An 18,014-nucleotide genomic window follows, 5' to 3' on the forward strand; every position below is an offset into this window, starting at 1 on the left:
AAAGCATCGCGAAGGAACACGTCAAAGGAGTACTTTGTGCAACAGATCGATAATTTGGGCGGGTCCCCGGACCGTGGGGCAATCGAACCCTTTGACGTCGTCATCGTCGGCGCTGGGTTCGCGGGTATGTACATGCTGCACTTGACGCGCGGACTTGGGCTTGCTGCCGTTGTCCTCGAAACAGCTTCCGACGTCGGCGGAACTTGGTTCTGGAACCGGTATCCTGGCGCGCGCTGCGATGTTGAGAGTATGCAGTACTCCTATTCATTTTCCGAGGAACTTCAACAGGAGTGGCATTGGACCGAGCGATACGCGTCGCAAAGCGAGATACTGAGATATGCGAACCACGTAGCTGACAAATTCGATCTGCGCCGCGATATTGTCTTCGACACGAAGGTTGTGAGTGCCGTCTTCCAAGATACCGAATCCGAATGGATAGTCTCCACGGACCAGGGAAAGCGCTACCGTGCCAAGTGGTGCGTGATGGCGACAGGTTGTTTGTCCGCGGCCCAAACGCCTGCCATAACTGGTCTTGATACCTTCTCAGGGAATATTCATCACACAGGCAATTGGCCGCACGAGCAGGTCGACCTGTCTGGACAAAAAGTTGGGGTTATCGGAACCGGCTCTTCCGGAATACAGGTGGTGCCGGAGCTCGCAAAGCAGGCCGAGCACTTATACGTATTCCAGCGCACGCCGAATTTCAGCATTCCGGCACGCAACCAGCCGATGGACAGCCAATACGAGAATCTTTGGAAAGAAAATTATGCCGAACGCCGCGCGAAGGCCCGGACCACGTCTTCTGGCATCTTGTACGATCCTGCTTCGCCGTCAGCTTTGGCCGTTTCTCCAGAGGAGCGCCAAAAAGAGTACGAAAGGCGATGGGCTGCGGGCGGAACGGGCTTTGCGTCCACCTACTCTGATCTTATCAAGAATGAAGAGGCCAATAGTACTGCTGCGGAATTCGTTCGGGGAAAGATACGCGAAGTGGTTGCTGATCCGAAAGTCGCAGACATACTAGCTCCAGTCGATCATCCGATTGGGAGCAAGCGTATCTGTGCTGACGCAATGTATTTTGAGACATTCAATCGATCGAACGTCACTCTGGTAGATCTACGAACGGATCCGATCCAAACAATTTCACCCGAAGGGGTTGTTACTGGTACCGACGTCTACGAGCTCGACACGTTAGTCTTGGCAACAGGGTTCGACGCGATGACCGGAGCCCTAAGCAAGATCGATATCGTCGGGCGACAAGGACTTACGCTGAGGGAGAAGTGGAAGGATGGACCTAATACGTTTTTGGGATTGATGACATCGGGCTTTCCAAACCTGTTCATCGTCACAGGCCCCGGAAGTCCGTCTGTGATGACCAACGTCATTGTCGCGATCGAAGACAATGTCAAATGGATTGCGGATTGCCTGGCTGATATGATCGGTCTGAGCGCGGAGTACATCGAAGCTACGTCGGCAGCCGAAGAGAATTGGATGAACCAAGTTCGTGAGGCAGCAGAGGGCACGCTATATACCAAGGCGAGATCGTGGTACCTCGGCGTCAACATCCCGGGAAAGCCAGCGGTCTTCATGCCATACGTCGGCGGCATTCCCGCATATCAAAGCTTTTGTGATGAGGTTGCCGCCAAGGGATACGAAGGGTTTCAGATCGGCTTAGAGGCTGATCGCCCTGCCATCCGTCAGCTTCGCGCATAATTTAGGGAAGCTGAAGAAACAATCGGTCTAAACGGGCGATCGATTGCTACGGTGGGCGCGTGGGGCAGCTACTATCGGTAAAAAATCGGTAGAACCGACAGATGAGTTTCGATTATTGCTAACACTGCAAGCGTAGTGCCACAGGAGAATTCCTGGTGACTGACAATAGCCTTCAAAATCAGGTGATCATCTTAACCGGTGCTGCTGGCGGGATCGGCAGTGCGATCGCTCGAAAACTACATCGATCCGGCGCGCGTGTGGTTCTTGCTGATTTCAATGTTGAGAGTGCATCAAAACTAGCGTCATCGCTCGACCCACAAGGCGATACGGTACTGGCTATAGGTTATGAGGCGAGTAGTTCATCCGACGCAGATGCAGTAGTATCTGCCTGTATCTCCCGTTTTGGACAGATTGATCACGTCATACCCGCAGCCGCGATTTATGAAGATCAACCACTCGCAACTATGACGGACGAACAATGGCGTCGTACGATAGCCGTTAATCTCGATGGTGTCTTTTTTATCTGCAGACAGTCCATTCCACATTTCCGATTAGGGGGATCGATCGTAACAATCGCGTCTTCCGCAGCGCACGAGGGATCGTCATCCGGGCATGTCCATTACGGAACGTCCAAAGGTGGGATCTTGGGATTCACAAAGTCGCTTGCAAGGGAGTTGGCTCCAAACATTCGCGTCAATGCCGTGTCCCCTGGCACCATTGACACCCCTATGGTTCAAGAACTCCTTCGACAGGAAGGGGACAAGTGGCTTTCCGGAACGCCGCTAGGGCGTTTCGGGTCTGGCGAAGAAGTGGCAAACGTCGTCGCTTTCCTGTGCAGTGACGCATCGAGTTACATCACCGGCTCGGCCCTTCATGTTAATGGGGGGTTGTATATGGGTGGCTAGGTGTGGCCATAGGTCAAGCGATTGGCTTGATAGGAAAAGGGCTCCTCGCAGTGTGAGCCGCGCGATACAACTTTCTGAGCCGATCCTGGCCTTCTCTTATCGCAGAAAAAGTTCACCGCTGCTTCCGGCGAGGGGGTCGGTACGTGAAAGTTGGCATGTCAACTATCGAGGAATATATGCCGCTTCAATCTGGGGGATCCATGCTCAATAAGTTTGACCTGACCGGCAACACTGCTCTTGTAACTGGCGGAGCTCGTGGGATCGGTCTCCAGATCGCTCTTACCTTACAACAGGCCGGCGCAACAATTATTTTGACTGATGCCGACGTAAATCGACTAGCCGAAGCCTCAGAGCACTTCGCTACGAAGCCCGCAATTTATCAGCTAGATGTCACGGACTCTCAGGCAATTCGCGATCTCGCCGGCAAAATTAAATGCCCAGACATTCTCGTCAACAATGCCGGCGTGTCTCGTGCCGCTCCGACCAGCCAAACTTCTGATGAAGATTGGCGGGTGGTGATGTCTGTTAATTTGGATGGTGTGTTCTACTGCTGCCGAGCGTTCGGTTCGCTGATGGCGGAACGTGGTTCGGGTTCGATTGTAAATATCAGTTCCATGTGCGGCGAGGTCACTACCCGACAGCAGTACGTCGTCACCGCCTACAACGCGAGCAAGGCGGGCGTAAATATGGTTACTAAGACACTTGCGTGCGAATGGGCGAGATCCGGCGTTCGGGTAAACGCAGTTGCCCCAGGGTTCGTCTGGTCGGAGATGACCGACCAATACCCAGAGGATGTGATCAAGGCATGGTGTGACCAGACACCCATGGGCCGGCTCGCCCGTCCTGAGGAAATTGCGTCGGCGGTCCATTTCTTGGCGAGCGACGCAGCAAGCTACATGACGGGAACGATATTGCTGGTGGATGGCGGTTACACGTCTTGCTAGCAAAGATGGCTGCCGGCGCAACCCCCTGTGTTGTGGCATTAGGTTCAGTAGCGGAACTCGCACGCGTCTTATGCATGCCAACGCTGGTGAATTCTTGAGGCAAGACCTCGCACGTTTCCCGTTGATCGGGCCTCGCGATAACCTTGCCTGCGCAGCACGGTCGGACGTTCCGACAGCGCTGGCTGATGGATCTCACATTGTTTCCTCCGACATGAGGGTGCCATCAACTCGATTAGTGGCAACTCAAGGCGGAAATTGTTAAATCAAAGGCGACCTTTGTACAGTTTGTCAGCGAGATAAACGCGAAGCTGAGGTTGGCGAGAATCCAGCAATTTTTCTATGCCCGACTTTCGAGCGTATGACGAAACTTAAGGCCCAGCCTAATCGAGGCGATTTAGCTCAACAACTCCAAGAGGCGCCAATAATGTCTAAATCTGTCATTATCACATGTGCGCCAACGGGCGGCATTCATACGCCGACAATGTCAGAGTATCTGCCGATCACTCCCTCTGAAATAGCCCAAGCGAGTATTGAGGCTGCGGAGGCCGGCGCAGCAATCATCCACCTCCACGCCAGAAACCCCGAAAACGGGAAGCCCGATCCCAACCCAGATCTCTTCATGAAGTTCCTGCCGCGCATCAAGCAATCCTGCGATGCGGTCCTGAACGTTTCAACGGGGGGCGGCCTCGGAATGACCCGAGACGAGCGTCTCCGGGCGGCCACGAGGACCAGTCCGGAAATGGCCTCTCTCAATGTTGGCTCGATGAACTTTGGCATCTTCCCCATGATGCAGAAGTACAAAGACTGGAAACACTCTTGGGAACCCGGGTTCCTTGAATCCACCCGGGACTTCATATTTCGGAACACGTTTGCCGACATTGAATATACGATCAAGGAACTCGGGGAGGGTCACGGGACGAAATTCGAGTTTGAGTGCTACGACCTAGGTCACCTCTACAATCTGGCGTGGATCATAGACCAAGGTTGGATCAAACCTCCATTCTTTGTGCAGATGGTCTTTGGCATTCTGGGTGGCGTCGGTCCCGATCTGGACAACCTCGTGCACATGCACACCATCGCCGAGAAGCTTTTCGGGAAAGACTACGAGTGGTCGGTGTTGGCCGCCGGAAGACATCAGATTCCGTTTACAACGCAAGCAGCGCTGCTTGGCGGAAACCTACGGGTCGGCATGGAGGACAGCCTCTACATCGGACCGGGTCAAAAGGCTAAGTCCAGCGCCGAACAGGTACGCAAGATCAGGTCCATTGTCGAGAATCTCGGGAGAACAATCGCAACCCCTGAGGAAGCACGTCAGCGTCTCGGTCTCAAGGGCGGTGACCATGTAGCGTTTTGACACCAAAACCATTCTTCCTCATGATTGGTCCAACGGACCGGACAGTCTTCGTTAGCCCATAGTTGTTCGCACGACTGCCTTCTCTTCCGCCCTAAGCTAGGATCTTCTGATGATTGAATTTAAGAACACCGCCGTCCTAGGGGCTGGAGTCATCGGTGCCAGCTGGACAGCCTTATTCTTGGCGTCCGGCCGAGACGTGGCGATCCATGATATCTCCCCAGACACGGAGAAAAGCGTCCGGGGCTACATCGAGCGGGCGTGGCCAACGCTCGAGGATATCGGGCTGGTCAAAGGTGGTAGTCCCGACCATGTCCGCTTCTGCAAATCCGCAGCGGAAGCGGTCGAAGGGGTATCATTCGTGCAAGAGAATGTTCCCGAAAGGCTTACGATTAAGCACGCTCTATATGGTGAAATCGAAAGACATCTGGCACCCGGTGCCGTGGTCGCCACCTCTGCGTCGGGGCTGACGCTGTCGGAGATGCAGAGAGGCTGGCGCAATCCATCACACTTCGTACTCGGTCATCCCTTCAACCCACCGCATCTCATTCCGCTCGTAGAAGTCATGGGCAATGGCCACACAGCCGCGGGCGTCGTCGAGGACGCGGAACGGTTCTACGCTGCTGTCGGCAAAGTTACCATTCGCGTCAATCGCGAGGTCCCCGGCCATGTCGCTAATCGTCTGCAGGCCGCCGTCTGGCGCGAAGCGATCCACCTCGTCAAAACAGGGGTTGCCTCCGTCGAGGACGTCGACAAGGCTATGTGGGCCGGTCCCGGACTCCGCTGGGCGGCCATGGGTCCAACGATGCTTTTCCACCTCGGTGCGGGTGAGGGCGGCCTCGCAGCATTCTGCGAACGCTACACTGACAGCTTTAACCGCTGGTGGGATGATCTGGGTGTGCTGCACCTGGACCCGGCGCTGGCGGAGACGCTCGTTTCCGGCGTTAGACAGGAGGCAAACGGGCAATCTCCAGCTGACCTGTCCGCGCAGCGCGACGCTCTTATCGCCAGCATTCAGAAAGCGATCGCTCCGCTCCGGGCTAACTGAAACTGAAAGGGCGCCAAGCATGGATGACGGTCGTGTCAATCAAGCTTCTGCACACGCGACGCGGTCAAGTTCGGGCGTTCGAGAGTCCGACGGTGATAAGGTAACCGATCCCGAGAGCCATCAACAAACGCCGATTTATTAGAAAGGAGCGCGCAGCGTCTCGGCTTCTGCGGCGGTCATGGACGTGATCCAGTAGACGAAACATTCGATCCGCGGATCGTGCCGGTTGCGGATGACAACATATTGCCCCTCCCGTAGGATCACGGGGAGATCAATGACCTTGACCAGTTGGCCCTGGCGGATGAACTCATAAGCTGTCCCGATCCACCCACGCGCCACGCCGCGCCCGTTAAGCGCGGCCTGCATGATTAGTAGGTAATTGTCGAAGCTGGGGCCGGGCAGACCGGCACTCGGCAAAAGGCCAAACTGCTCAACCACTGGTTCCAGTCATACCAGGATCGCTCCAGCGACATGGCATGCAATAGGGTGTGGTCAAGCAGGTCGGCGGCTTGGTGCACCGGCGGATTGCGTTCCAGATAATCGGGCGAGGCGACCGGCACAATCCTTTCCCGGAAAAGCAGACGTGACGAGCAATTCGGCCAGTAACCATCGCTGAAGCGCACGGCGATTTCGATGCCGTCATCGAGGGATGCCAAGCCCTGATAGGTCGTCACCAGATGCACCTGCAGCTCCGGATACTCGCGGTGAAACAGCTTCAGCCGGGGCAGCAGCCAGTAGTTTGCATTAGCCAGATTGCAGGAGATCGTCAGATCGTCAGCGTGTTGCGCGTTTTTGACCGGCGCAGCGCGTCGCCCTCGGTGGCCAGATGGTTCAGGCAATTGATCAGCGTGGCCATGTAGATCTTGCCCTCGGTTGTCAGGCTGATCGGGCGCGTCGTGCGGTCTGTGAGCTGCACGCCGAGGAAGGCCTCAGCCGCGGTAACGGCATGGCTGATAGCAGACTGACTGACATTCCAGCTCCTCAGCCGCAGCCGAGAAGCTTGCATGGCGCGAGGTGGCCTCTATCGCCAGCAACGATCTCATCGGCGGAATATGTTTCCAGTACCTTACTATGAATCCTATTCAACTTGCGATGAATTGAAACATGATTGTTTTCGGCCCGTTCAGTGCCAAAATCAAGCGGTTTTGAAGCCTGAAGCCGGCTTAATCGCCGAACTAATATGAGGAAACAGGATGAACGGTACATTGGCGCAGCTTGATGTCAAAATAGATGGGCCGATCCTCGAAGTGGCGATGAACCGACCGCCGGTCAATGCGATCAATCTGTCGCTAAGCCGGGAGATGTATGCGGTCTTCTCCCGGCTGAATGACGATCCCGACCTGCGCGTGGCTATTCTATCCAGTGCCGGTAACGCGAAGAACATCTTCTCCGCGGGCTGGGACCTGAAAGCCTTCGTGGCTGGCGAAAGCGCCCATGCGGAGCAGGGTTTCGATCTTGGGCCTGGCGGGCTGGGCGGGCTGCCGGAATTCTTCGGCCTTTACAAACCGGTGGTCGTCGCCTTGGCCGGTGGGGCGATCGGAGGCGGCTTTGAGCTTGCGCTTGGCGGCGATGTGATCGTCTGTGCAGAGGATGCCTATTTCTGGCTGCCCGAAATGCAGCGCGGCTTCCTGCCGGATGGGGGCGCAATCCAAAAATTGCATCATCGTATTCCATTCAACGTATCGATGGATCTGATTCTGACTGGCCGCAAGATGTTCGCCGATGAAGCCAAGCATTGGGGTCTCGTGCGTGATGTCGTACCCGCCGATAAGTTGATGAATCACGGTCGCGAGATTGCCGCCACCATTGCGCGGGGCGCGCCGTTGGTTGCCACCGCACTCAAGGAATACATGCGCCACTATGCCGATGCCTCGGTCGAGGCATCTCACGCTGCGGTGCGCCGCGCCTGGGTCGGGAAAAGCGACATGCCCCATTATGAACAGATGCTGCGTTCTGATGATTTCCGTGAAGGTTCGCTGGCCTTTGCCGAAAAACGCGATCCGGCATTCAAGGGCTAAGATATGACACATCGACTTTCCCCGATGTTCGAGGCCCGCTCGATGGTTGTGGTCGGTGCCTCAGCCAAAGCCGGGTCCTTCGGCGCACGTCTGGCAACTTCCACGCTTTCGCGGGAATTCGCTGGCCCGATCAGCTTCGTAAATCCGCGCGGGGGTGAAATCATGGGACGCGAGGCGCTGACCTCGATCCGCGATCTTGATTATGCGCCGGATGTGGCCGTGCTTGGTGTCGGCCGCGCCAATCTTGAGCGCGCGTTGATCGAAGCGATCGAAAAGGACGCGCGCTCGGCGGTCATCTTCGATACGTGTCATGGCGAAGCGGCCGACGGCAGCCCGATACTGACGCGGTTGCGCGCTATTGCCGCCGAGGCGGGCATCCCGGTCTGCGGCGGTTCGGGCATGGGATTCATCAATACCCGCAGCGGTGCGGTCGCCAGCTTCTATCCCGCCGGCCATCTGACGCCGGGGGGGATTTCGCTCATCGCGCATTCCGGGAGCGTTTTCACCGTTCTGGGCATGAACGATCCTCGTTACCGCTTTGATCTAATGGTCTCACCTGGTCAAGAGATTGGCGCGACGATCGACGAATACATAGCTTATGCGGCCACCCGCGAAACCACCCGCACCATCGCGGTCTTCATGGAAGCGGCGCGCAATCCTCAGGGGCTAGTCGACAGCCTGCACCTTGCACGATCGCGCGACATTCCGGTTGTCGTTTGCAAGGTGGGACGGACGGAAGAAAGTGCCCGACTTGCCAGATCGCACACAGGGGCGCTGGCTGGGTCGAACGCAGCTTATGAAGCGGTGTTCGAAGAATGTGGAGCGATCATGGTCGATACGATCGATGATCTGATGAATACGGCGCTCCTCTGTTCGACGGGCCGAAAGCCTCGGCCGGGCGGTGTCGGTCTGGTGACCGACAGCGGCGGTCTGCGCGAATTGCAGGTCGATTTGGCGAGTGAGATGCGAACGCCGCTTGCTGTCTTAAGCGAGGCAACCCGCGAGGCGCTGCGCGCTGCGCTGCCGCAGGAACTCGAACCCTCCAATCCGCTTGATTGTGCTACGGATTTGACGGATGACTTCCCGAAGGTTTTCGAGCTTGGCCTCGGCATTCTCGCTGCGGCCCCAGAAGTCTCCATGCTGGGTCTCGAGGCGGATTTCCGTGACGATTATATCTATCAGGAAGGCGTCTTCGCATTAGCCAAGGCGTTACCGAAGCTGACCGTCAAGCCCTGCTTCGTTTATACTAGCTTTGGTCAGGCCAATAACCGTCGTCTTGGGGACGAACTGGCCGATCTTGGGGTTCCCTGCCTAAACGGCGCCGAAGCGACGATGGCTGCGGTGCGCAGGTTCCAAGCTTGGGCTAACCAGCCCGAGGAAACCTCCGCTCCCGCAATGAGGGGGCCTGATGAGGCGATGCTCGCCCGCTGGAGTGCGAAGCTTTCCGGACCGATGGATGAATTTGCGAGTCTGGACTTGCTGCACGCCTTTGGCATCGAGACGGCGCAAAGCGTGATTTGCGAAGACATCGCGGAGCTCCAGGAAGCAGCGGGTCGGCTAGGCTTTCCCCTTGTACTAAAGACTGCCGCGGGTATCGACCATAAGAGCGACGCTGGCGGCGTCGTATTAAACCTACGCCATCTAGAAGCACTCGAAGCAGCCTACGCGGACCTGTCGCGGCGCCTTGGCTCGCGTGTAATTGTGCAAAAGATGACCGAAAAGGGGATCGAACTGGCCTTTGGCTGCGTGATGGACGCGGACTTCGGACCTCTAATCATGGTCTCGCCAGGGGGAACTTTGGTTGAGCTTTTCGACGAACGCCGCTTTGCCCGGGCGCCGTTCGGGCCGGAAAAGGCCGAGGCGATGATCCGTGGCCTCAAAGTGGCGCGGCTGATCGATGGGGTGCGTGGTGATGCGCCGCGCGACATGAGGGCGGCCGCGCATGCTCTCAGCGCCTTTTCAGAGCTTTGCGCCGGCCTCAGCGAGCGGATCGCCGAGATCGATGTCAATCCGGTGATGGTCACCCAATCCGGTGCAATCGCAGTTGATGCGCTGATTGTGCCGGTTGCGGTCTTGTCGAAGAAGGTGGCCTGACATGAAGGTCGCGATCATCGGTTGCGGTGTGATAGGTGCCGGCTGGGCGGCGCGGTTCCTGCTGAACGGTTTCGATGTCTGCGTCTTCGACCCGTCGCCCGAGGCCCCGCGCCGAATGCAGCCGGTGCTGGCCAATGCCCGGGCCAGTCTTCCCGCCCTTTACGATCGTGTGCTGCCCTTGCCGGGAAAGCTGAGCTACGCGAATACTGTCGTCGACGCGGTGACAGGGGCCGACTGGGTTCAGGAAAGCGCTCCGGAGCGGCTGGAACTCAAGCGAGGTCTTTACGCAGCGATCGAGCCGCATCTGAAGGCGGGGGCAGTTTTTGCTTCCTCGACTTCAAGCTTCCGCCCAAGCGAGTTGCAAAAGCTATGCTCGATACCCGGGCGGCTGATCGTCGCGCATCCATTCAACCCGGTTTATCTGCTGCCATTGGTCGAAATTGTCGGGTCCGATACTACACCTGCCCGTACGAAAGCGCGGGCGGCGGAAATCCTGACGTCGGTCGGTATGCATCCGCTGGTGCTTGATCGTGAAATCGACGGCTTTATAGGCAACCGCTTGCAGGAGGCTGTTTGGCGCGAAACGCTGTGGATGGTCAAAGACGGTATCGCGACCACCGCCCAGATCGATGAGGCGATCCTTTATAGCTTCGGCCTTCGCTGGGCGCAGATGGGGCAGTTCGACTCCTTCCGTCTGGGCGGGGGGGAGGCCGGGATACGCCATTTCCTCGCGCAATTCGGGCCGTCACTGGCGGAGCCCTTGACGCATTTGATGGATGTGCCGGAGCTGGACGAGGCGCTGATCGAGCGCATCGCCAGCCAATCCGATGCACAGGCGAACGGGCGTAGCATCAGAGAGATGGAGCAGGCGCGCGATGCCAGCCTGGTCGCGCTAATCAGGGCGCTGAAGGCGGAGCGGGTCGGGGCGGGCGGCACCGTGCGAGCGCATGAGGCAGGGCTGGCCTTTCGCCAGGATGATGAGTTGCTTCTCCTCACAGCACAGCGTGTCATTCCGCCGACCTGGACAGATGCGAATGGCCATATGAACGAAGCGCATTACCTAGAGGTCGCCTCGAATGCTACGGATGCGCTGACCGAAAGCTGTGGTGTCACGGCGGAATATATCGCTGCTGGCCGGAGCCATTTCACGGCAGAAAGCCATATCCGGTATCTCGCCGAACTGCATCAGGGCGACGAGATCACCGTGAGGACGCAGGTGCTTTTTTCCAGCGGCAAGAAAACGCACATTTTCCATCGGTTCCTCGCGCCTGATGGCAGGCTTGCCGCGACGGTGGAGGTCATGATCCTACATGTTGATCTGGCCACCCGCGCGGTGTGTCCGCCTTTGCCGCAGGTGGCGGCGGCGCTGGAGCGGCTGGCTGCGGCCCATGCGGTCCTGCCCCGGCCAGAAGGCGCCGGGAATGCCATTCGCGATCTGCGCCCTAAGGAAGTGGCATAACCGCGGCCCTGCGCCCAATCGCTTGGAATGCGGCTTCGTGACTATAGGAATCCTAGCTGCACGCGTGACGCGGAGCCAGCCAGCCACAGGAACCATACTGAAATGCCTTTGGAAATGAAGCGCGATGTATTTATCACCTGTGCCGTCACCGGCTCGGGCAATACGCAGGACAAATCCCCCCACGTTCCGCGCAGCCCGAAACAGATCGCCGATGATGCCATAGCGGCCGCGCGGATGGGCGCGGCGGTAGTGCATTGCCATGTCCGCGATCCAGAAAACGGCGCGCCTTCTCGCAATGTTGCTCTTTATCGCGAAGTGACCGACCGGATTCGCAGCGCCGATGTCGATGTCGTACTGAATCTGACCTGCGGTATGGGCGGGGATCTGGTGCTGGGTCCAGAGGAACAGCCGCTGCCATTTGATGCTGCAAGCACCGATCTGATCGGCGCGAGCGAGCGTCTGGCTCATATCGTGGAATGCCGCCCGGAAATCTGTACCATTGATTGCGGATCGATGAATTTCGGCGATTCCGGGTTGATCATGCTCAATACCCCGGGGATCCTGCGCGCCATGGGGCGGGTCATCGCAGATTTGGGCGTGCGGCCTGAACTGGAGATATTCGATACCGGCCATTTGTGGTTTGCGAAGCGGATGCTGGCCGACGGGGTGATCCCGTCTCCGGCGCTGATGCAGCTTTGCATGGGGGTGCCGTGGGGTGCTCCCAATGACTTGAACACCCTCATGGCGATGGTGAACGCCATGCCGCCGGATTGCACCTGGTCGGCCTTTTCGCTGGGGCGGGACCAGATGCCTTTTGTCGCCGCGGCAATCCTTGCCGGTGGCAATGTCCGCGTCGGTCTCGAAGACAACCTCTATCTTGGCAAGGGACAGCTGGCGACCAATGCAGAACTGGTTGCGCGCGCCGCCGATCTGATCGGGGCATTGGGCGTCCGCCTTCTCGGCGCGGCCGAGGTTCGAAGCATGCTCGGTCTAAGCCGGCAGAAGCCACTCCCGCCGGACTGAACTCGGACCGGCGTAGGCACTGCAACCACCAGAGAGCAGACAAAAATGAAGAATGAATACGATACGACAACCCTGAACTCCGGCCTTACTCGCCGCTCGGTACCGATCGGAGCAGCGGCAGGTTTTGCGGCTACCGCAGGTGGTCTGGCTGAAAGAGCGCGGGCATCGCAAAGTGGAGGACAAGATGAATAAGGTCTTTTCCAGTGCAGCAAATGCGTTGGAGGGTGTTCTGCATGACGGCATGACGATTGCTGCCGGCGGGTTTGGCCTGTGCGGCATCCCGGAACTTTTGATTAGTGCGATCCGCGAGGCGGGGACCAGAGACCTGACGATCGCCTCGAACAACTGCGGCGTCGACGATTTCGGGCTTGGCGTGCTGCTGAGGACGAAGCAGATCAAAAAGATGATCTCCTCCTATGTCGGTGAGAATGCCGAGTTCATGCGGCAATATCTCAGCGGCGAGCTCGAGCTCGAATTCAATCCGCAGGGCACACTTGCAGAACGTATGCGTGCTGGCGGTGCCGGTATCGCGGGGTTCTATACCAAGACCGGCGTCGGCACGGTCGTGGCCGAAGGTAAGGAGCATAAGGCGTTCAACGGCGAGACCTATGTCCTTGAGACTGGCATCGTTGCTGACCTCGCTATTATTAAAGCCTGGAAAGCGGACACGTCAGGCAACCTCGTCTTTCGCAAGACGGCTCGCAACTTCAATCCGCCGGCAGCAACCTGCGGCAAGATTTGTGTCGCGGAGGTCGAAGAGATTGTGCCAGTCGGCAGTCTCGATCCTGATCAGATCCACCTGCCTGGGATTTACGTGCATCGCCTGATCCAGGGGGGATACGAGAAGCGCATTGAACAACGCACGACGCGCGTAGCAGCGTAAGGGGAGGGAAAACATGGCTTGGGATCGAGACCAGATGGCTGCGCGAGCGGCCCGCGAGCTTGAAGATGGTACCTATGTCAATCTCGGCATCGGCATTCCAACTCTGGTTGCCAACCACATTCCTGAAGGGGTCAACGTGACGCTACAGTCGGAGAACGGCCTTCTCGGTATAGGCCCGTTCCCGACGGAAGACGCCATTGACGCGGATCTGATCAATGCCGGCAAGCAGACGGTGACGGCGCTTCCGCATTCGGCCTTCTTCGACTCCGCGCAAAGCTTCGCGATGATCCGCGGGGGTAAGATTGCTATGGCTATCCTCGGCGCGATGGAGGTGTCGGAGGTGGGTGATCTTGCCAACTGGATGATCCCAGGCAAGCTGGTGAAGGGTATGGGCGGCGCAATGGATCTGGTCGCCGGCGTGAAGCGCGTGGTGGTGGTCATGGACCATACCAACAAGGCCGGCGAATCCAAGGTTCTGAAGGGTTGCACGCTGCCACTGACCGGCAAGCGGGTGGTCGACAGGATCATCACAAATCTGGGTGTACTCGATGTCGTCGATGGCGGATTGCAGCTCGTGGAGCTTGCCGACGGCGTGAGCGAAAGCGAGTTCCGCAATGCCACCGAAGCGACAATAGTCAACTGATACACGGCCATATCGGCCGTGTCGTCATCTAAAATACCGGAAGGAACCATTATGACAGCATCCATCGTCATCGCCAGTGCAGGACGGACCGCAGTTGGTTCGTTCAACGGTTCTTTTGCCAACACGCCGGCACATGAGCTTGGTGCAGCCGTCATCAAGGGTGTGCTCGAGCGCGGCGGCATTGGGGCGGCCGAAGTCGATGAGGTGATCCTCGGCCAGGTCCTTTCCGCCGGCGAGGGCCAGAATCCTGCTCGTCAGGCGGCGATGAAGGCCGGCATCACGCAGGAGGCTACGGCCTGGGGCGTGAACCAGCTCTGCGGCTCGGGCCTGCGCGCGGTGGCTCTCGGCATGCAGCAGATTGCCACGGGTGACGCCAAGATCATCGTCGCCGGAGGCATGGAATCGATGTCGATGGCGCCGCATTGCGCGCACCTGCGCGGTGGCGTGAAGATGGGCGACTTCAAGATGGTCGATACCATGATCACAGATGGCCTGACCGACGCATTTTATGGCTATCACATGGGTACCACGGCCGAAAACATCGCCAAGAAGTGGCAGCTCTCCCGCGACGATCAGGACCAGTTCGCACTCGCGTCGCAGAACAAGGCGGAAGCCGCGCAGAAGGCCGGCCGCTTCGCCGCCGAAATCATTCCTTTCGCTGTCAAGGGCCGCAAGGGCGATGTCTGCGTCGATCAGGACGAATATCTCCGCCATGGCGCGACGCTGGAATCGATTACCAAGCTTCGCCCCGCGTTCGATAAGGAAGGAACGGTCACCGCCGGCAACGCCTCGGGCATCAACGACGGTGCTGCGGCAGCATTGCTTATGACCGAGGAAGAAGCCGGTCGTCGGGGCATCCAGCCGCTGGCCCGCATTGTCTCGTGGGCTACTGCTGGTGTCGATCCGCAGGTCATGGGCACCGGCCCGATCCCGGCATCCCGCAAGGCGTTGGAAAAGGCCAGTTGGGCGATCGGCGATCTGGAACTGGTCGAGGCAAACGAGGCGTTCGCGGCGCAAGCCTGCGCCGTCAACAAGGACCTTGGCTGGGATGCCTCGATCGTCAACGTCAACGGCGGCGCCATCGCCATCGGCCATCCGATCGGCGCGTCCGGCGCGCGCGTGCTCAATACCTTGTTGTTCGAGATGAAGCGCCGCGGCGTTTCAAAGGGTCTGGCGACTTTATGCATCGGCGGCGGCATGGGCGTTGCCATGTGCGTGGAAGGGCTATGAGAGATAACAAATTCGTAGCGATTGTTGTCATCGAGAAGTTGATCAGATCCAGCTTTACCTATCTTAGGCGACCTCCGCAGGTGCTCAGGTAGCCGGCTCCCTCTCAGCCTGCATCGTCGATAATCGCGGTGCGGTCGAACACAGGGCGGCGTCGAGAATCTACTGCCATGCCGACGCAATCGTCCTTTCCTCAATTTCACTCCTCACTCAAAGTGAGCGCGGGCTAATTATGCCGCGTCGCAAAGATAACACGGCGGAGAGTTAAAATGGTCCACCACTGGTCCCAAGACGCATGGGCGTCCGTTCCGGCCATCGAGCCGATTAGTGTGGCCCTCTACTTGGCACCCGGGTTCGAACTTCTCGCCGTGTCGTCGGCACTCGACGTCTTCCGGCTCGCCAACAAAGCGGCTGGACGTGAAGCGTTTCGCTGGCGTACCGTTTCCCACCTGGGCGGAGCCGTAAGGGCAAGCTGTGGTATCGTGTTCGCGGCCGACTCCGACCTCGCCCAGGAGCGCAGGTACCTGATGCAGCCTGAACGCCCGGCCTTGGCTCTGGTCTTCGGTGATGAGCATGATAAAGGGCGCGAAACGAAGGTGCTGAGCGCATGGTTGCGGGAATGTCGCCGGCGTCGCATTGGGACAGGTGCGTTTGGAAGCGGTGTCGCTGCTTTGGCCAAAGCCAGCCTGCTGAACCACCGCAAGTGCGCCGTCCATTGGGAGGCCCTGCCGGGATTCAGGGAGCGGTTCACGCGCGTCGAAGCGGCAGCCACCGTCTACGAGGTCGATGACAACATCTGGAGCTGCGCCGGGGGCACGGCAGCCTTCGATATGATGATCGAGCTGGTGAAACATCATTGCGACGAACCTCTTGCGGTGAGCGTTGCGGAGTTGGCCGTCGCTGGTCGTGTCCGCGCGGGCGATGAGCGTCAGCGGCTGCCGCTGTTGCGTCAACATGGTAGGCTTAACCCGACGGTCGTGAAACTCATCGAATTGATGCAGAGGAATCTGGCCACCCCGCTTAAAATGGCGGACCTCGCGGCCGCTGCAGGGGTGTCGAGGCGGCAGGTGGAACGCCTGTTCCGCAATGATCTTGGTCGCTCACCCTGCCATTACTTCCGGGAATTGCGATTGGAACACGCGAAACTCCTGCTTGCCCATTCGGCGATGCCGGTTCTGGAGATTGCGGTATCCTGCGGCTTTGTGTCCGCCTCCCACTTTTCGAAGTGTTTCCGCGAGGCGCACAAAATGGCGCCTCATGAAGCCCGAAACCTTCCGGCCGGAAGGTTTTTCGGCGTGCCAGCGCCACGACCTAGCGTCGGCGCCACGCCCTCTGACGCCGTTCTGCTTCGAAACGCCGGAGTGGCGTTATGCTGAATGGCGCCATCCAGCGTGTCGCGCCAGCCGCGGAGCTATTAGAGCGACGGGTGTAGGGCGGCGAGGTAGTTGCGCGCGGCCGATCCCGCTCTGCTTCATCGTCTTACCATGCATCACCTCGAACACCTGGACGCCGCGGTTTCGCACATCTATGCTCAACGTAAGGTGGCGCCGCTGGCGTTTCCTGATCCGCTCTTTTCGTACTCTTCCCCGCGCTTCTAACAGCGCAACTCCTGCAATTATTCGATGGTCACGCGCCAACGCCTTGCCGGGCAGCGATCGAACGTGCGCTTTCAAAGCCTGTGGTGGCGGCAAACGGTCTTCCGATCAAGGCCATTGCGGGACCCGATATCGATTTGTGTCAGCCACTAGGACTGTCGAGCCTTTTTCTCGAAATGCCTCATACTATCCAATTGGGCTTGGTGAGCGGACGGTGCCTTTGATGGCAGGTCTGGCGCAGGATAGTTGCTTGCGAACACCCCCGTCGAAGATGAAGACTTCCGATGAATGATGCCGCACTCGACACTTCCGCCACCGCCACGGCGATCTGCATATCAACAGCCGCGACGGCACGATTGTGCTGGAGACGAGCGTGCCGACCGATCCAGACGCGATATTCGGCGTGCTCGAGGCTTATTACCGAGGCTCCATCTGGTCGGGCATGGGGCGACCGGCTGGTCGGCCTGGCTGCATAGCGAACTGGAGGCTCGCGGCATTCCGATGGTGCTTTTAGAAACGCTTCATTTGGCTCGCATTCCGGAGGCGCAGCGCAACAAGACCGACCGAAACGACGCTAGGGGCCTGACGCAACTCGTGCGCTCCGGCTGGCTCAAGCCGGTCCACGCCACGCGGCGAACCGGATAAAGCTTTTGTATCCGTCAACTGACTGCCGGAGATGCGCTGCTTGAAGCGGCGACCGAAAGCATGCTGACATGTCTGGCAAGTGCTGTGGGATGAGTATCGCGAGCTGCACAAGCCTTTTGTTCCAGCTCGTCGGCCGCGAGAAGTTGTGCCGACGCTGGTGCGAGATTCCCGGTGTCGGTCCGATGGCCGCTGTGACGTTCCCCGTCGCGGTGGACGATCCGCGTCGCTTTGCCAGGTTGTGGACGCTCGGCGCACATTTAGTGCATTTGGCCTGACGCCGACAATCAGTCGGGCACCTTGAGCGACCGCGGCGGCCCCGGCTGACGGCGAAACAACGCCACAGACCACATCCGAACCGCCCAACCTGGCCGCGTTCGTAGCAAGCCTATCGAGCGCCTGGCACGCGGGCGAAATCCGTCCGACCTTCTCCATCGAAGTCAAACCGCGTTACCTGCGAAGTCTACAAAAG

The 18,014-nt window shown here is 58.6% G+C and carries 16 protein-coding genes; 13 read left to right on the top strand and 3 right to left on the bottom strand.

All coding sequences use genetic code 11. The annotated features are described in order from the left end of the window. Positions 1 to 36 precede the first annotated feature (36 nt). From NKI61_RS21470 to NKI61_RS21490, 5 genes are all read left to right on the top strand, one after another. Positions 37 to 1,710: a flavin-containing monooxygenase gene (locus NKI61_RS21470; protein WP_352840700.1), complete on the top strand. Its 1,674-nt coding sequence runs from the start codon at positions 37 to 39 to the stop codon at positions 1,708 to 1,710. A 155-nt stretch (positions 1,711 to 1,865) separates the two neighbouring features. Beyond that, positions 1,866 to 2,615 carry an SDR family NAD(P)-dependent oxidoreductase gene (locus tag NKI61_RS21475; RefSeq protein ID WP_352840701.1) on the top strand — a complete coding sequence of 250 codons (750 nt, stop codon included), beginning with the start codon at positions 1,866 to 1,868 and terminating at the stop codon, positions 2,613 to 2,615. A gap of 155 nt (positions 2,616 to 2,770) precedes the next feature. Then, on the top strand, positions 2,771 to 3,559 hold the full coding sequence (locus tag NKI61_RS21480) for an SDR family NAD(P)-dependent oxidoreductase (RefSeq protein WP_352840703.1): 789 nt from the start codon (positions 2,771 to 2,773) through the stop codon (positions 3,557 to 3,559). A 424-nt stretch (positions 3,560 to 3,983) separates the two neighbouring features. After that, entirely contained in the window at positions 3,984 to 4,913 is a 930-nt protein-coding gene (gene kce / locus NKI61_RS21485; protein ID WP_352840704.1) for a 3,5-dioxohexanoate:acetyl-CoA acetone transferase, read from the top strand. Between the two features lie 109 nt (positions 4,914 to 5,022). Next, a complete protein-coding gene (locus NKI61_RS21490; protein WP_352840706.1) occupies positions 5,023 to 5,958 on the top strand; it encodes a 3-hydroxyacyl-CoA dehydrogenase NAD-binding domain-containing protein in 936 nt (311 codons plus the stop codon). A gap of 138 nt (positions 5,959 to 6,096) precedes the next feature. On the opposite strand, the gene NKI61_RS21495 is transcribed toward NKI61_RS21490, so the two are convergent. From NKI61_RS21495 to NKI61_RS21505, 3 genes are read right to left on the bottom strand one after another with little or no spacing between them, the layout of a single operon-like run. Beyond that, positions 6,097 to 6,324 (bottom strand): LysR family transcriptional regulator, encoded by a 228-nt coding sequence (locus NKI61_RS21495; protein ID WP_352840708.1) that lies wholly within the window; start codon positions 6,322 to 6,324, stop codon positions 6,097 to 6,099. Between the two features lie 2 nt (positions 6,325 to 6,326). Further along, the gene (locus tag NKI61_RS21500) at positions 6,327 to 6,797 is read right to left on the bottom strand and encodes a LysR substrate-binding domain-containing protein (protein WP_352840711.1); all 471 of its coding nucleotides are present in this window, start codon (positions 6,795 to 6,797) and stop codon (positions 6,327 to 6,329) included. Continuing rightward, positions 6,725 to 6,964 (bottom strand): LysR family transcriptional regulator, encoded by a 240-nt coding sequence (locus tag NKI61_RS21505; protein WP_352840714.1) that lies wholly within the window; start codon positions 6,962 to 6,964, stop codon positions 6,725 to 6,727. The genes NKI61_RS21500 and NKI61_RS21505 overlap by 73 nt, the downstream gene beginning before the upstream one ends. A gap of 187 nt (positions 6,965 to 7,151) precedes the next feature. On the opposite strand from NKI61_RS21505, the gene NKI61_RS21510 reads away from it, so the two are divergent. From NKI61_RS21510 to NKI61_RS21545, 8 genes are all read left to right on the top strand, one after another. After that, complete coding sequence (locus NKI61_RS21510) at positions 7,152 to 7,976, top strand: enoyl-CoA hydratase-related protein (RefSeq protein WP_352840716.1); 825 nt, start codon at positions 7,152 to 7,154, stop codon at positions 7,974 to 7,976. Between the two features lie 24 nt (positions 7,977 to 8,000). Continuing rightward, complete coding sequence (locus NKI61_RS21515) at positions 8,001 to 10,070, top strand: acetate--CoA ligase family protein (protein ID WP_352840718.1); 2,070 nt, start codon at positions 8,001 to 8,003, stop codon at positions 10,068 to 10,070. A 1-nt stretch (position 10,071) separates the two neighbouring features. After that, entirely contained in the window at positions 10,072 to 11,529 is a 1,458-nt protein-coding gene (locus tag NKI61_RS21520) for a carnitine 3-dehydrogenase (RefSeq protein ID WP_352840719.1), read from the top strand. 102 nt (positions 11,530 to 11,631) lie between these two features. Then, positions 11,632 to 12,552 (top strand): beta-keto acid cleavage family enzyme, encoded by a 921-nt coding sequence (locus NKI61_RS21525; protein WP_352840722.1) that lies wholly within the window; start codon positions 11,632 to 11,634, stop codon positions 12,550 to 12,552. Between the two features lie 184 nt (positions 12,553 to 12,736). Further along, positions 12,737 to 13,435, top strand: coding sequence for a CoA transferase subunit A (locus tag NKI61_RS21530; protein WP_352840744.1), 699 nt, complete (start codon positions 12,737 to 12,739; stop codon positions 13,433 to 13,435). A 13-nt stretch (positions 13,436 to 13,448) separates the two neighbouring features. After that, positions 13,449 to 14,078 carry a 3-oxoacid CoA-transferase subunit B gene (locus NKI61_RS21535; RefSeq protein ID WP_352840723.1) on the top strand — a complete coding sequence of 210 codons (630 nt, stop codon included), beginning with the start codon at positions 13,449 to 13,451 and terminating at the stop codon, positions 14,076 to 14,078. Between the two features lie 48 nt (positions 14,079 to 14,126). Then, positions 14,127 to 15,308 carry an acetyl-CoA C-acetyltransferase gene (locus NKI61_RS21540; protein ID WP_352840747.1) on the top strand — a complete coding sequence of 394 codons (1,182 nt, stop codon included), beginning with the start codon at positions 14,127 to 14,129 and terminating at the stop codon, positions 15,306 to 15,308. A 266-nt stretch (positions 15,309 to 15,574) separates the two neighbouring features. Continuing rightward, a complete protein-coding gene (locus NKI61_RS21545) occupies positions 15,575 to 16,681 on the top strand; it encodes a GlxA family transcriptional regulator (RefSeq protein ID WP_352840726.1) in 1,107 nt (368 codons plus the stop codon). Positions 16,682 to 18,014 lie beyond the last annotated feature (1,333 nt).

This window comes from Mesorhizobium sp. M0514, from assembly GCF_040321145.1.
Lineage (GTDB): Bacteria > Pseudomonadota > Alphaproteobacteria > Rhizobiales > Rhizobiaceae > Mesorhizobium.

Bases quoted from the DNA above. Each gene is read 5' to 3' on its own strand.
- NKI61_RS21515 (WP_352840718.1), top strand. From the start codon at position 8,001: ATGTTCGAGGCCCGCTCGATGGTTGTGGTCGGTGCCTCAGCCAAAGCC.
- NKI61_RS21520 (WP_352840719.1), top strand. From the start codon at position 10,072: ATGAAGGTCGCGATCATCGGTTGCGGTGTGATAGGTGCCGGCTGGGCG.
- NKI61_RS21510 (WP_352840716.1), top strand. From the start codon at position 7,152: ATGAACGGTACATTGGCGCAGCTTGATGTCAAAATAGATGGGCCGATC.
- NKI61_RS21535 (WP_352840723.1), top strand. From the start codon at position 13,449: ATGGCTTGGGATCGAGACCAGATGGCTGCGCGAGCGGCCCGCGAGCTT.
- NKI61_RS21545 (WP_352840726.1), top strand. From the start codon at position 15,575: ATGGTCCACCACTGGTCCCAAGACGCATGGGCGTCCGTTCCGGCCATC.
- NKI61_RS21495 (WP_352840708.1), bottom strand. From the start codon at position 6,324: ATGCAGGCCGCGCTTAACGGGCGCGGCGTGGCGCGTGGGTGGATCGGG.
- NKI61_RS21505 (WP_352840714.1), bottom strand. From the start codon at position 6,964: ATGCAAGCTTCTCGGCTGCGGCTGAGGAGCTGGAATGTCAGTCAGTCT.
- NKI61_RS21490 (WP_352840706.1), top strand. From the start codon at position 5,023: ATGATTGAATTTAAGAACACCGCCGTCCTAGGGGCTGGAGTCATCGGT.
- NKI61_RS21530 (WP_352840744.1), top strand. From the start codon at position 12,737: ATGAATAAGGTCTTTTCCAGTGCAGCAAATGCGTTGGAGGGTGTTCTG.
- NKI61_RS21480 (WP_352840703.1), top strand. From the start codon at position 2,771: ATGTCAACTATCGAGGAATATATGCCGCTTCAATCTGGGGGATCCATG.
- NKI61_RS21525 (WP_352840722.1), top strand. From the start codon at position 11,632: ATGCCTTTGGAAATGAAGCGCGATGTATTTATCACCTGTGCCGTCACC.
- kce (WP_352840704.1), top strand. From the start codon at position 3,984: ATGTCTAAATCTGTCATTATCACATGTGCGCCAACGGGCGGCATTCAT.